We start from the raw sequence: 14,172 nt of genomic DNA, 5'->3' as shown, positions 1-14,172 counted from the left end.
AAAGACTGTGGAGACTGTAGAACCTTTAGAAGAAGTCATCGATCTTATCAAAGAGACCGGTGGAGAAGCCTTCAAATTTTGCTATGAATGCGGATTGTGCGATTCTGTTTGTCCGTGGAACCGGGTGAGAGACTTTAGTATGCGCAAGATCGTCCGACAGGCGATGTTCGGTTTGACAGAGATAGAAAATGAAGAGATATGGCGCTGTACGAGTTGTGGAAGATGTCCCCAGCGGTGTCCCAGGGGCGTGGATCAAATCGCAATTGGGGTATCCGCACGCAGAATTGCCACGGAATTTGGGGTTTTCCCCGATCCCGTTCGTCCCATTCGCGCTGTGAGTGCAAGCCTCACCGGCGAAGGCAACCCGTTAAATGAAGAGCGAAAAAAGAGAGCCGATTGGACAGAAGGACTGGGGGTAAAAACGTTTACCGAAGAGATGGAAATTTTATACTTCCCCGGCTGCTACCCCAGCTATGACCCAAGAATAAAAAAGGTGGCTGTGGCCACAGCCAATATACTTAAAAGGGCGGGGGTAGATTTCGGTATACTGGGGTCCAAGGAGAATTGCTGTGGGGAAAGCATCCGCAAGACGGGTAATGAAGAATTGTTCAAAACCTTGGCCAGGGAAAACATCAAAACGTTTGTTGAAAACGGGGTAACAAAAATCCTGGTTTCTTCCCCTCATTGCTACCATACCTTTAAAAACGAGTATGCCGAATTTAAAGTGAATTTTGAAGTGGTTCATATCAGCCAATTTTTATCAGAACTGGTGAGTGAAGGAAGGCTTGAGCTTAATCAGGAGTGTGGTAAGGCGGTGACTTATCATGACCCGTGTTACCTGGGTCGACACAATGGTATATATGACGAACCCCGCGAGACCCTAAACAGAATACCAGGCTTAGAGCTGATTGAGATGCCTGATTCACTGGAAGACAGCCTTTGCTGCGGAGGGGGAGGGGGCAGGATTTGGATGGAAACCCCGAGAGGTGAAAGATTTTCCGACCTGAGGGTGGAACAGGCGATTGATGTCGGGGCTGAAGTACTGGTGACCTGCTGCCCGTACTGCATCGCCAATTTTGAGGATAGCCGATTGACCCTGGATGTGACCGAAAAGATAGAAATTAAAGACATCACGGAAATGATCCAGGAATCGATTATGGGAACCGAAGAAACCTGATAAGGAAATAGAGAAGTGGAAAAAGAACAAATTGAACAGCTTTGTAACAGTTACGCTGACAGTAATTTCGGAGACGTAATGGTGGTTGGAGGAGGGATCAGTGGCATTCAAGCCTCTCTTGATCTTGCCACTGCCGGTTTTAAGGTTTATTTGGTTGACAAAGCCCCAAGCATTGGTGGCCATATGGCCCAGTTGGACAAGACCTTTCCCACCAATGACTGCTCCATGTGAATACTTTCGCCCAAACTGGTCGAGGTCGGCCGGCATCCCAACATAGAGGTCCTGACCTATACTGAAGTTGACAGTGTAGAAGGGGAATTGGCGAACTTTACAGTCACCCTGATTAAAAAGCCCAGATACATTTTAGAGGATAAATGCACCGGTTGTGGTACCTGTGTAGAATACTGCCCGGTCCAATACCCGGATCCATATAATCAGGATATATCGCAGAATAAAGCCGTTCATATATACTTTTCTCAAGCAATTCCGCTGATTACTTATATCGATGAAAGCTGTCTTTACCTTAAAGAGAAGAAATGCCATATCTGCGAAGCCGTTTGTCAGAATGAAGCCATAGATTTGAATCAAACACCGGAGAAAGTGGAAGTCAAAGTTGGGGCGATCGTTTTGTCTCCCGGACTTGAACCGTTTGATCCTAAGGTGAGAAATGAATATGGCTATGGAAAGATGCAGAATGTGTTGACCAGTATGGATTATGAACGGGTATTGTGCGCCACCGGGCCATACGAAGGTGAGGTGTTGCGTACTTCCGACAGGCAGCATCCCCAAAAGATAGCCTGGATTCAATGTGTCGGTTCCAGACAGATTATCGAAGGCGGTCACAGCTATTGTTCAGCCGTATGTTGCACCTATACCCAGAAACAGGTGATTTTGACCAAAGATCATTACCCTGAGGCCGAATGCACCGTATTTCATAATGATATCCGCTCCTATGGGAAGGATTTTGAGCTTTTCTACCAACGGGCAGAGAAACTTCCCGGTGTTCGATTTATCAGAAGTTACGTCTCCATTGGAAAGGAGAAAGCGGAAACCAACAATGTCACCATACGGTACTCTACACCCGAGGACGGGGTAAAAGAGGAAGAATTCGATATGGTGGTACTTTCCGTTGGATTGACCCCCCCCCATGAGTTTAACCAGTTGGCCAAGAAGTTCGGCATTGAGCTCAATTCACACGGATTCTGTAAAGCAATTTCTTCCAATCCCATGGAGACCACCAGGCCCGGGATATTTGTAAGTGGTGCTTTCCAAGGTCCCACCGATATTCCCGAGTCGGTTTTTACCGCCAGCGCAGCCGGCTCCCAATGTGGTGAGTTCCTTGACTACCGCCGAGGAAAGCTGAACAGAGAAAGGATATATCCACCTGAAAGGGATGTCTCACAAGAGGAGCCAAGGATAGGGGTCTTTGTATGTCACTGCGGGGCCAATATCGGAAGAGTGGTCGATGTTCCTAACACAGTTGAGTATGCCTTAACCTTACCCGATGTGGTTTACTCTCAGGAGCAGCTGTTTTCCTGTGCGACCAATTCTGCCAAAGAAATCACAGACATGATCGAGGAGAAAGGGCTTAATCGAGTGGTGGTGGCTGCCTGCTCTCCCCGGACCCTTGAACCGTTATTCCGGGATACTCTGCGGGAGGCGGGGCTGAATCAATATTATTACGACATGGCGAATATTAGAGAACACTGTTCCTGGGTCCATTCCAAAGAAAAGGAAGCCGCCACCGAAAAGGCAAAGGATATCATCCGGATGTCGGTGGCACGGGTTCGCCACCTGGAGCCATTGCGGGAAATTGACCTGCCGGTCAACAAGTCAGCGTTAGTGGTTGGTGGAGGTATCGCCGGGATGACTTGTGCGCTTTCCATTGCCAAACAGGGGCATGAGGTTCACCTGGTGGAAAAGAATGCCGAACTGGGTGGAATAGCAAGAAGAATATATAATACGCTGGACGGGATGGATGTTCAGGCCTATTTACATGATGTGATAGGTAAGGTTTACCAGCACCCCTTGGTACATGTATATACTGATGCCAGTATTACAGAGGCGACCGGCTATGTGGGGAACTTTGTCACCCAGGTGAAATCTGAAAGAGGGGTGTCTGAGATAAAACACGGGGTCGCCGTTATCGCCATTGGTGCTGATGAGTATAAACCCACCGAATACCTTTATGGAAAAGATGAAAGGGTATTGACCCAGTTAGAACTGGGAGAGCAAATCAACAAAGGAGAAGAAAAGCTGATTAACGCCAAGAGTCTGGTGATGATTCAATGCGTGGGCTGCAGAAATGAAGACAGAAATTACTGTAGCAGGGTATGTTGCAGCCATGCGGTTAAGAATGCCTTGAAACTAAAACAGTTAAACCCCCAGATGGATATCACCATTATCTATCGCGATATGAGAACCTATGGATTAATGGAGGATTATTACCGGGAAGCGTCGAATCAAGACGTCAAGTTCATTCGATATGAGCCGGATGATAAACCTCAGATAGAAGCCGTGGAAGAGGGAGGGCGGGCTGTTTTAAGGGTCACCACCGCCAATCTTATTTTAGGCAAAAAACTTGCCATAGATGCCGACTATCTTGCTTTGGCCGCTGCTGTGATCCCCCCTCAAACAAACAGAGAAATATCTCAATTATTCAAAGTCTCTTTGGGAGAGGATCATTTTTTCAAAGAAGCCCATGTCAAATTAAGACCGGTTGAGTTTGCCACCGAAGGCGTTTATCTTTGTGGAATCGCTCACTATCCTAAGCATATACCGGAAGCGATTAACCAGGCGTACGGTGCTGCAGGCCGGGCCTTAACCCTTCTGTCACATGATATAGTCACCGTTTCCGGTTCTGTTTGCGAAGTGGATGAGAAAAAGTGCATGGGGTGTGGGTCATGCATTTCGGCCTGTACCTATGGTGCCATAGAGTTTCGTAAGACCAAACAGGGCAAAAAAGCGGTGGTTAATCCGGTAATCTGCAAAGGAGATGGCCTTTGTAACGCAAAGTGCCCCACAGGGGCAATTTTTCTAAAACATTTTACCGATGAGGAACTGTTGAGCCAAATTGATGCGGCACTTCCGGAGGAACAAATAAACCCACCCATGGATGCGGCGATTGGAGATGTGTAGAGTTATAACAAGAAATAGAGCCGGGATGACTGATAAAAGAGGTGATAACGAATGAGTACAGGGCTTAAATTTAAACCAAAAATATTGGGTTTTGTCTGCCATTGGTGAGCGTACGGCGCTGCTGACATGGCTGGAGTTTCCAGACTGCAATATACAACCGAAAGCAGGTTTATTCGCGTCATGTGTTCCGGTAGAGTCGACCTGGAATTTGTACTCAGAGCCTTTGCAAATGGAATGGATGGGGTGTTCATTGGTGGTTGCCGGCTTAACGAGTGCAACTATCTTACTCATGGAAATTACCACGCACTAAACATGGTGCTTCTATGTAGAAAATTAATGGAACACATCGGGCTGAATCCGGAAAGGTTAAACATCAAATTCATGTCTTCCGGTGATGGAATCCTTCTGACCGAAGTGACTGATGCGTTTGTCAACAAGGTGAGGGAGATAGGGCCTCTGGGAAAAAAAGAAGGATTACCCCAGGATGAATTAAAAGCTAAACTTGATGAAGTTAGAAAGCTGATCCCCTACATTAAAATGGCAAAAAGGGAGAAGCTGGATTTACGTATTGAAAACGAAGACGAGTACGACGGCTGTTTCACCAGTGAAGAGATAGACGAGTTGTTCAGTGAAGTTCCCTCCTACTATATTGATCCGGATAAGTGCCAGGCCTGTATGATTTGTGCAAAGCGATGTCCTGTAGAGGCGATTACAGGCGGAAAGAACTTGATCCATGTCATTGACCAAGACAAGTGTATAAAGTGCGGAACCTGCCTTGACGCATGCCCCCCCCGCTTTGGTGCGGTGCAAAAGTCTTCCGGTGAACCTGTTCCGCTCCCTATTCCTGAAGAAGAAAGAACGATAGTCAGAAAAAGTAAAAAGAAATAAACGAAATTCTTATACCGATTAAAGCATGGGCAGAAATTTATAAACTCATGAGGGTGTAAACTTGAGGCAGTATACTTTATACTGTTTCTCATAAATATATTCCGTTTTAAACGATGAAAAACTCGTATATAAGAAATCCTAAAGAAAGAACCCACTGTCTTTATGATAATTAATTTCGGTATGACAACGGCTACAATCAATTAACCATATTGCATTTAAGTTCTTTCTTAACGATTTCTAATACACTCAGACAGTTTCCTAATTTAAAACGGAACATATTTATGGCAAACAGTATAAAAGGAACAGGAACCATTGGGCGCCGGGAAAATTACTGAAACTTATCAGGCAGTTGGATGTAAAAAAGGGGTCTGCCGGAACAGTTCGCTTGAATTGATCGGAGAGGAGCCCCTTTTGATTCGTATCGACGAGAAGCCTTATTCAGTGGTAATGAGGACACCTGGGGAAGAGTTGTTTCATGCGGCCGGGTTCAGCCTTGGGGAAGGGATTGCGGATTCCGTCGATGATTTCATCACCATCGGATATTGTAAAGATCTGGATCCGAATGTGATTGATATTCGACTCAAACCTGAAAGGCGCGAAAAAATTCAACACCTTCTTGACAGGAGGGGTTTTGTCAGCCAAACCAGTTGTGGAATTTGCGGTAAAGAGCTGATCAAAGACCTTTATCAGATATTAACTCCGGCAGAAAACGGTTTTGAGGTTGAAATTAACCGAATTTTTGATTGCGTTAACCAGCTTTCCGAAAAACAGACTTACTATCCGAGAACCAGGGGCTCACATGCTGCATTAATATTTGACAACCAACTGGAAATGATCTCTTTTGCTGAGGATGTGGGGCGGCATAATGCTCTTGATAAGGCAATCGGGAAAGCCTTGATGAGCAGGAAGTTGTCTCAAGCCCGCGTTCTGGTGCTGTCTTCAAGGATAAGCTATGAGCTGGTGCAAAAAGCGGCCAGAGCGCATCTGCCGATGATGATCAGTAAATCAAGACCCACCGCCCTTGCCGTGGAAATGGGACGGGCTCTTAACATGACACTTGCCTGTGCTTTTGGCAAATCTGAACTGATATTGGTTTGTGGCCAAAACCGTATCGTTTTTTAATTCACAGTCCCTTCACCAATTCCTCATCGATATTAAAGGATTCGTTCCAGGTTAATGGTTTTGGAGGGGTTAAATTGGTTTGCGCTAAAGAAATTGATTAGTTTGGAATCGTTCCAGTCGACCAGGGTATTTATTTTTTGAACGCCAACTTTTCCCAGATGATCCATAAATTCCTTTATCAGTTGTTTACCTATGGTCTTATGCTGGTAATCAGGATCAACACCGATGGTATCCAGGGTGGCTTCATCCTGAAAAATACCATATTCTCCCAGATAGAGCTCTCCCATGACAAATCCCACCACCGTTCCGTCCTTTTCTTCTGCCACCAGAGACACGGGTAAATAATCTTTGGATTTAAAAAGCTTTTCAAACTTCTGTTCATAGTACTCCGGCCGGGGAGACTGGAGTATTTTCTCATCAATCCTGACTACCGCGTCAAAATCGTCAGGCTTCATGAGTCTGACTTTAATGGTACTTTCGCTCATGGGGTCTCCAATCCCTTTACTCAAGAACCTTCCTGAGATTTATAAAGTTGCTTCGGTCAAAACCGAGTGTTTTGAAAAATGACAACAGATCAGGGGAATCCCAGCGAACCGAAGTGTAAACATCTTTAATCCCTTTTTCCCGGGAAAATTCAAATATTTTTTTGGCCAGACTCTCACCAATTCCCTGACCCATAAATTTGGGATTAACTCCCATATTGGATATCCAGGTGCTTTTCTTGATGCCAAAGCCTCCTGAGATGACGATGCTGATCATATATCCAACCACTCTGCCATCAAGTTCTGCCACAAAGCTGGCGTCTTCTTTTCTATTCACCTGTTCCTCAATGATGTTGATAAAATCATCTTTGACAGGTGCCTGGGTGATGCCCGCATAAATTAAGCTGATATCTTGAGCATCTTCGGCCTTTAATTTTCTAATAAGGGCGTCTTCCACCGATCAGTGCCTCTGGAAAATAAAATATAGTTAATCAATTCTGATTATTTTGACATTATGGCCCACCCAGTTGGGTGGGAGGTATACCCTGCCGCTGTTTCCGCTCGACTTGACCTTTTTTTCAATCATCTCCTCGCCGTAAATCTCGAATTTTACTTTATTGTTTGTGGCATTAACAGCGGAGTTTTTGTTGTTTTCTGTTTTGGTTTCTTTAGGCACAATAGAATATCTTTGATTTTATATAATTTATAAAAAAAAATATCAATAGTTTAGATTGGGTCTTAAAGCTACATTACAGCTACATATGAAATGAGTCAAGCAAAATATTCTAAAAAGGTTTTGGCTGTTCGCTCAGACACCAACAAATAAAGAAGCAAAACTATTTTGCTGGGGTGGCAGATAGGCGATAATTCTCATAAATTTTCCTGCCTGACTGGGCACAACGAAGCATGAAACCTAAGGTTTGACCGGGGAATTGCCTATGGGCCTGTTACCATACTTAACAATCCTATCTGGAAATAAACGTACGGCAGCTATCTCGCTTCAATTAGTTTTGAGCCAGCCCCAGGGGACAGAATCCCACGGCGGCGTGATCCTCTCTGCCTGTATGGCTTTAACTGAGAAGATAGGGGGCGTGTCACAAACTGATCTTATTTATTAAGTATGGTAACAGGCCCATAGGCAATTCCCCGGTCAAACCGAGCTAAAATGGAAAAACGTATGTTCGTTTCTAATTTTTAAAACGGAACATATTTTTAAGAAACAGTTTAAAGAGGTTTAGAAAGCTTTGCATAATCGCCACTATGCAATGGATGAGACTTTTTACGTTCCAATCAAGCGGTAAAATAGGCCATTATGGGAAAATGGTCGGAAGGAAACATACCGTCAAAGGAGTCTTGGATAACCAGACATTTATTAAACTTTAGATCTCCCCGGTACAGTATCCAGTCAATCAATCCGGTGGTCGGTTTTCCAGTGAATTGATGGCATGTCCCAGGATAGGGATGTTTAAATGTTTCCTTGAAATCAGGGATTGTGTCCAAGGCTTCATTTGGCTGGCCGGTGAGCCACTGGTAGGTCTTGCTGTCAGGTTCTGCGTTGAAGTCTCCCATTAGAATCGCAGGGAGACCTCGATAAAAATGGGTGGTAATTTCATGCCAGATCAATTTGGCACTCTTGTGTTGGGCCGGCTCTTTAAAGTCAAAGTGTGTGTTGATGCATAACAGTTCACGTGAACCAAGCTTATATCGGCCGATGGTACACTGACGGGGCCATGTGCTTCCCCAGGAACGACTGGGCTGTAAAGGAGTATCACTTAAAAAGAAGTGCTGTTTGTCCAAACATTCAATGGTATTGCGATAAAAGATCACATTATTCTGCCAGAAGTCCGGGGCAGGTTGATGAACCCCGATATAATGATATTCAGGTAATAATGTGTTTAAGAATTCGATTTGGAAATCGTTCAGCTCCTGCACGCCAATAAAGTCAGCGCGATATTGCTGAAACAATCTGGCCACGGCATGTTTTCGATAGGCCCATTGGTTCATGCCATCGTCAGCCAGGCCGAATCTTATGTTAAAGGATATGACAGAGAAAAGCATCGATAGATCAAAATCACCTCAGGTATGTTGACCGGATAAGGTTGATGATTTCATAAAAAGGTGATCAAGCCGATCCAGGTCATCGGCCACATGCCATTGACCGTTGCATTTTTCGATTTTTTTGCCCCACTGTTCAACTTGCTCCATGTATTTTATTGGATCACGAATATTTGCTCTCAGGGTGGTCACATTCAAAGCGATGACCTTAAAACCGACAAGTTGAAAGGGAACATCGCTTTGGCGGTGTTGTTTTAATTCTTCCCTAAGGTCCGAGAAAATTAGAATAAATTTATGACCGGGATCGACTTCGTTTAAGTGTGCCACGGCCTGAAAAATTCCACCGGAAATGTCGGTATAGCGGGAATTTTTAACTTGGGAGATAAAATTACCGATCTTCTTATGAAATGCGCGTTTCTGGTTGTTGACAATGGATGGACGTTGATGAAAAGTGACTTTTGCAATAACGTCCTTTTCATCAAAGTTTTCGGTGTCAACGCGGGCCACCGCCAGGGTGTCCAGCGGATTAAGGCTCAGCAGCAGGTCATTTAGAATCGATTGGGCTTTTTCAAGCTCAGAAGCGTGGGTACCGGAAGCGTCAAGAAGCAGGTAAACACCCTTTGAATGCTTTTTCGTATCGGTACATCCGGCAAGCATTATGATAAAGGTTAAACTGCAAAGAACAGTTTTTTTCATACCGGCTGTTCCTTTTCCTCATTCTGAATCGTTTGCTTAGTCACCGGCTTTTTTGCTTTTTTAAAAAGCTTTGTTTTTACGGCTTGTTTGGATATTTTATTTGCCGGGTTTCGTTTTGCAGCAATAACCTCTTCGAGCCAGACGGTGGGGAAAATAACAAGGTCATACATGCGGGTAATAAATTCCCCCAGGTAAATTCCTGTATGGCCGATGAGTCGAAGAATGAAAGCGATGGCCCTGAGTATCCCGGCAGCGACGATCCCTATTACAATTCGTGATGAGGATATGAATGATTCAAGGGGTATGGCCACAAAAGCAAGTGCAAAGGGAATGACAAATCCCAGCACCATCTGACCGATGCTGGATATCTTGCTTGCCGGCATGGTTGTTTCACTCAAACCGGTCAAGGTTTGCTGCAGAGATTCCGTGTCGGCAATGAGGCGGTCCCGCATGAAGGCAAGGGCGGATTCGACTCCGGCAAGGATCGCGAGCAGGGTTAAGGCGAGATAAACCATGCGGACGCGCATTTTGTCATCCAAACCGCCGATGATGGGAAAAAGGCGTGTGATGCGCAATGATTCCAGGAGAAAAAGACCCATGCCAAGTTCTAACAGGACAATGACCATCCCTGCCACATCGGAAGTCTTATAAGGACCGATATAGCTTCCCCCGCCTACCATTTCCGCCATGGGCAGTGCAATGAGATTGAAATTGATGATGATACCACCCAAAGCGATGAGAAGAACAATGCCGGAAATGAAGAACTGGGTCATGGAGGATGATGCCAATTTTCGAACCGCCTTGTTGGTTTCTTTTCGTATCTGTTCGTAATGATCCATATAACTGTCGATTTGCTTGGCCCGTTTGTTTAAATCAGTGACCGACTGGCCGACATCGGAGATGGTTTTGTGGAGTTTGCGCCACATCGACTTCATGCTGTTCAACAGGGAGTGGTGAGCAGAAGTTGAAGCCCTGTAAGCTTCTATGGCTGACTTGTGTTGTTCGGTCAAACTACGGTTAATTTCAGCCAGCATGTTGGCCACGACAGGATCACCGGAATGTTTGATGTTGGCGATTGCATCAATAACATTTGTCCAGTTCGGTAAAGATGGCGGTACATCGGCAGTTTTGTTAAAATGTTCCTCCAGGGAGGTAATCACCTCCGACATTTGACGGTGAAGGGCGGGGTAACCCTGCAGATCTCTGGTCACAGCCGTGTTGATACGGTCAAACTCACGTTCGACCAGACGTTCAGCATTCTCAAGGCCTTCGGTGACCAGCACTTCGCGGTTTCGCTGGACCAGTCTTTTCTCTGCCAGAAGAACAGACGAGGCGGTCAACCGCAGGGCATTGTTAATGACTCTGCAAAATGCTTTAATGGCTCGGTGAAACGGTTTTCTGGCAAAATATAACGCTGCCAGCACCAGAATGAGCCAAATCAAAACCGAAAGGGCCGGATTTACCGTAATACCTAAAAAAGATTTGGCGAATGTCATGGATACCCCCATTTCAGTCTTACAGATTTAATGTGGATAACGCATACATTAAAAACAGCATGATAACATTTGGAAAAAACTTACTTATTTTATCAGAAAAATACAGCTCCTTCAACCATTTAATATTTGGTCGCACTTTCTTTCATTTTAGACATTTCACGGACTGAAAAATCAACTGCAGTTCCTCGTTTATGTTCACCACAGAATCGCAGAGGTCGCAAAGAAAAGATACTTTTGTTTTGCCGTATGTAAGTAGGTTTATCTTATGCAAAAAGTTTGCCAGATGGATACAAAAACAAAATTGAACGGTGTTGAAAAGGATAGAAGCGTTTATCAAAGGCGATTTTGTTTCCCCAAGTTTGGGTTGTAATGAAAGTCGTTATGATGATATATATGTCCGATTTTTTAAACCGATGTATATTATAAAATACAGGATATTATCTCAAAAGGGAAAGGCAGCTGTCTTGGGTGTCGGTTAAGCCGCGGCAAGGAAAAACAGCAGGGAAACTCAACAGTGGGTCGTTTATGGATATCGTAATTACCATCATTCCGATATTTACCATCATTATTCTTGGATGGGTTGCCAACGTCAGAGGATTTATTCCAGGGGAATTTTTAGCTCCCGCCAACCGGCTGGTTTATTATATTGCTATTCCTGCAATGATTTTTCGCTCCATATCCAGGTCATCCTTTACCAGTCAGTTCAATATCCAGGTCATGGTTTTTGCCCTTTTGTCTATTTTGGTTATCTTTGGGTTTGCCTGGGGTGCAGGTTTGATCACACGCATCAGACAGGAGCAACTGAGTGCATTTGTTCAGGATTCCTTTCATGGAAATCTGGGATATATCGGTTTTGCGGTGGCATACTACTATCTTGGCGCAGAAGGGCTTACCAGAGCAAGCATTATTGCCGGGTTTATGATGATTTTGCAAAATCTCCTCGCGGTGACCGTGCTTGCCCTGTATTCCAACCATCTATCGATGAAAGAAGAAAAGTGGCATATTGCTTTACGAATCATGCGAAACCCGATTATACTTTCGGTTATTGGCGGAATGTTTTTTTCCATCAGTCATATTCACATGCCCCTTGTCATCGATCGAAGTCTGGATATTTTAAGCGGACTTGCGCTTCCCATGGCATTGCTGATCATAGGGGCGTCTTTATCTTTTAAACTGATGCGACTGAATATGCTGACGGTTCTGTCTTCCGGCATCATAAAACTGGTTTTGCTTCCCGGCCTTGGTTTTCTTTTTTTTAAGCTGGCAGACCTTTCACCTGCAGATTATCTGCCGGGGATTATTTTGCTTGCATCACCCACTGCCACCGTGAGCTATGTCATGGCAAAAGAAATGAACGGGGATACGGATTTTGCCGTGGCAGCCATATCCACCAGTACCTTGATGTCTGCAATTACATTCACCGCGTGGTTGAATATCGCCGGGTAAAAGGAGAAATTATGGATTTTAATTTTAAAAAAGTGATGGTTACCGGGGGTGCCGGGTTTATCGGCTTTCACCTGGCACAGCGCCTTTTAAAACAGGGGTGTCATGTGACCGGTATTGATAACCTAAATACCTATTATGATGTCAGGCTTAAAGAGGCCCGCCTTGAAATGCTGAAAGGGCAGAGAAACTTTACCTTTTTCAAAATGGATCTGTGTGACGGGGAAGCTTTTGAAAAAAATTTGAAAAGCAGGTCCTTTGATGTGGTGATAAACCTGGCTGCACAGGCCGGGGTCAGGTATTCACTGGAAAATCCCCAGGCATATGTGGATGCCAATCTGGTCGGATTTGTAAATGTACTTGAGTACTGCAGGCACAACGACGTGAAGCATCTGGTGTTTGCTTCGTCCAGTTCCGTTTACGGGGCGAACACCAGAATGCCGTTTTCCGTTCATCATAATATTGACCATCCTGTTTCACTGTATGCCGCCACCAAAAAGGCAAATGAGCTTATGGCTCATACATACAGCCATTTATACGGTCTTCACTGTACCGGTCTGAGGTTTTTTACCGTTTATGGACCGTGGGGGCGCCCGGATATGGCGCTTTTCCTATTTACCCGGGCGATCACAGAGGGAAAGCCGATTAAAGTATTCAACCACGGCAGGATGGAGAGGGATTTTACCTATATCGATGATATCGTAGAAGGGGTGGTGAGAATCATGGGAAGGCTTCCACAGCCTGATCCAGCCTGGAGCGGGGATAATCCTGATCCGGGAACATCGTATGCAAATTATAAGATTTATAATATCGGCAATAACCATCCGGTTAAGCTGATGGAATTCATACAAACAATTGAAAAAGTGCTTGGCCAGGAGGCCCAAAAGGAATTTCTGGATCTCCAGCCGGGCGACGTTCCGGCAACCTATGCAGACATAGACGATCTGATTAATGATGTGGGGTTTAAACCTGCGACCCCCCTTGAAGAAGGAATAAAGCGTTTTATCGCATGGTATAAGGAGTATTATAAATAAGGAGGTAAAATGATAATCTGGATCATTCCGGCAGTCATTGTGGTGGGGATCCTTATATGGATGATTGGTATCTACAACAGGCTGGTGCGAAATAAAAATATGGTGGAAGAGGGCTGGAGCGGGATTGAAGTCCAGCTGAAGCGACGCTCAAACCTTATTCCGAATTTAATCGAAGCAGTCAAAGGATATATGGGACACGAGACAAAGCTGTTGTCCGAAATCACTCAACTTCGATCCCAGAGCAACAATACACAGGCCGTAGCCGAGAAAAGCCGGGTGGAGACATCGTTAACCCGGTCACTGGGCAACCTGATTGCCGTGGCCGAATCTTACCCTGATCTGAAAGCCAATCAGAACTTTCTGGACCTGCAAAACGAGCTTTCACAGATCGAAAACGATATTCAGATGGCCCGACGTTACTTTAACGGCACGGTTAGAAATCTTAACATTATGATCGAAGCTTTTCCCAGCAACCTCGTGGCCGGACAGTTCGGCTTTGCAAAAGCTGATTTCTTTGAAATTGATGAACCAGGCGATAGAGAAGTGCCGGATGTTAAGTTTTAATGATTCTTATCCGACGGTTTTAGATTTTTACCTCAGAAACAGATTCAACATACTGTTAAACACCCATGTCTCTTTAA

13 protein-coding genes are annotated in these 14,172 nt (G+C 44.9%); 7 read left to right on the top strand and 6 right to left on the bottom strand.

The annotated features are described in order from the left end of the window. Positions 1-7 precede the first annotated feature (7 nt). The 4 genes from SWH54_13870 (at position 8) to fdhD (ending at position 6,325) form a co-directional block, all read left to right on the top strand. The gene (locus SWH54_13870) at positions 8-1,177 is read left to right on the top strand and encodes a (Fe-S)-binding protein (protein ID MDY6792343.1); all 1,170 of its coding nucleotides are present in this window, start codon (positions 8-10) and stop codon (positions 1,175-1,177) included. 15 nt (positions 1,178-1,192) lie between these two features. After that, the gene (locus SWH54_13865; protein MDY6792342.1) at positions 1,193-4,315 is read left to right on the top strand and encodes a CoB--CoM heterodisulfide reductase iron-sulfur subunit A family protein; all 3,123 of its coding nucleotides are present in this window, start codon (positions 1,193-1,195) and stop codon (positions 4,313-4,315) included. A 51-nt stretch (positions 4,316-4,366) separates the two neighbouring features. Further along, positions 4,367-5,203 (top strand): hydrogenase iron-sulfur subunit, encoded by an 837-nt coding sequence (locus tag SWH54_13860; GenBank protein MDY6792341.1) that lies wholly within the window; start codon positions 4,367-4,369, stop codon positions 5,201-5,203. A gap of 312 nt (positions 5,204-5,515) precedes the next feature. Next, positions 5,516-6,325, top strand: coding sequence for a formate dehydrogenase accessory sulfurtransferase FdhD (gene fdhD / locus SWH54_13855; GenBank protein MDY6792340.1), 810 nt, complete (start codon positions 5,516-5,518; stop codon positions 6,323-6,325). A gap of 32 nt (positions 6,326-6,357) precedes the next feature. Here the strand turns inward: fdhD and SWH54_13850 are convergent, their stop codons facing one another. From SWH54_13850 to SWH54_13825, 6 genes are all read right to left on the bottom strand, one after another. Then, positions 6,358-6,834 (bottom strand): GNAT family N-acetyltransferase, encoded by a 477-nt coding sequence (locus tag SWH54_13850; GenBank protein MDY6792339.1) that lies wholly within the window; start codon positions 6,832-6,834, stop codon positions 6,358-6,360. Next, positions 6,827-7,264: a GNAT family N-acetyltransferase gene (locus SWH54_13845; GenBank protein ID MDY6792338.1), complete on the bottom strand. Its 438-nt coding sequence runs from the start codon at positions 7,262-7,264 to the stop codon at positions 6,827-6,829. The genes SWH54_13850 and SWH54_13845 overlap by 8 nt, the downstream gene beginning before the upstream one ends. 30 nt (positions 7,265-7,294) lie before the next feature. Then, positions 7,295-7,483 (bottom strand): DUF2080 family transposase-associated protein, encoded by a 189-nt coding sequence (locus SWH54_13840; protein ID MDY6792337.1) that lies wholly within the window; start codon positions 7,481-7,483, stop codon positions 7,295-7,297. A 614-nt stretch (positions 7,484-8,097) separates the two neighbouring features. Then, positions 8,098-8,865: an endonuclease/exonuclease/phosphatase family protein gene (locus tag SWH54_13835; protein MDY6792336.1), complete on the bottom strand. Its 768-nt coding sequence runs from the start codon at positions 8,863-8,865 to the stop codon at positions 8,098-8,100. Positions 8,866-8,883: 18 nt separating this feature from the next. Next, the gene (locus tag SWH54_13830) at positions 8,884-9,558 is read right to left on the bottom strand and encodes a VWA domain-containing protein (GenBank protein MDY6792335.1); all 675 of its coding nucleotides are present in this window, start codon (positions 9,556-9,558) and stop codon (positions 8,884-8,886) included. Next, positions 9,555-11,054, bottom strand: coding sequence for a hypothetical protein (locus tag SWH54_13825; GenBank protein ID MDY6792334.1), 1,500 nt, complete (start codon positions 11,052-11,054; stop codon positions 9,555-9,557). The genes SWH54_13830 and SWH54_13825 overlap by 4 nt, the downstream gene beginning before the upstream one ends. 525 nt (positions 11,055-11,579) lie before the next feature. Here SWH54_13825 and SWH54_13820 point away from each other — a divergent pair. From SWH54_13820 to SWH54_13810, 3 genes are read left to right on the top strand one after another with little or no spacing between them, the layout of a single operon-like run. After that, entirely contained in the window at positions 11,580-12,500 is a 921-nt protein-coding gene (locus SWH54_13820; GenBank protein MDY6792333.1) for an AEC family transporter, read from the top strand. An 11-nt stretch (positions 12,501-12,511) separates the two neighbouring features. Then, positions 12,512-13,531: an NAD-dependent epimerase gene (locus SWH54_13815; protein MDY6792332.1), complete on the top strand. Its 1,020-nt coding sequence runs from the start codon at positions 12,512-12,514 to the stop codon at positions 13,529-13,531. A gap of 9 nt (positions 13,532-13,540) precedes the next feature. Further along, positions 13,541-14,095 carry a LemA family protein gene (locus tag SWH54_13810; GenBank protein ID MDY6792331.1) on the top strand — a complete coding sequence of 185 codons (555 nt, stop codon included), beginning with the start codon at positions 13,541-13,543 and terminating at the stop codon, positions 14,093-14,095. The last annotated feature ends 77 nt before the right edge of the window (positions 14,096-14,172 follow it).

The sequence above is a fragment of the Thermodesulfobacteriota bacterium genome, assembly GCA_034189135.1.
Lineage (GTDB): Bacteria > Desulfobacterota > Desulfobacteria > Desulfobacterales > JAUWMJ01 > JAUWMJ01.
Note: the sequence above shows the minus strand (reverse complement) of the source record. Positions and strands in the feature narration are given on the sequence as shown.

What these genes read in the sequence shown, in the direction of transcription:
- SWH54_13820 (MDY6792333.1), top strand. Translation starts at nt 11,580, where the DNA reads ATGGATATCGTAATTACCATCATTCCGATATTTACCATCATTATTCTT.
- SWH54_13825 (MDY6792334.1), bottom strand. Translation starts at nt 11,054, where the DNA reads ATGACATTCGCCAAATCTTTTTTAGGTATTACGGTAAATCCGGCCCTT.
- SWH54_13815 (MDY6792332.1), top strand. Translation starts at nt 12,512, where the DNA reads ATGGATTTTAATTTTAAAAAAGTGATGGTTACCGGGGGTGCCGGGTTT.
- SWH54_13835 (MDY6792336.1), bottom strand. Translation starts at nt 8,865, where the DNA reads ATGCTTTTCTCTGTCATATCCTTTAACATAAGATTCGGCCTGGCTGAC.
- SWH54_13830 (MDY6792335.1), bottom strand. Translation starts at nt 9,558, where the DNA reads ATGAAAAAAACTGTTCTTTGCAGTTTAACCTTTATCATAATGCTTGCC.
- SWH54_13810 (MDY6792331.1), top strand. Translation starts at nt 13,541, where the DNA reads ATGATAATCTGGATCATTCCGGCAGTCATTGTGGTGGGGATCCTTATA.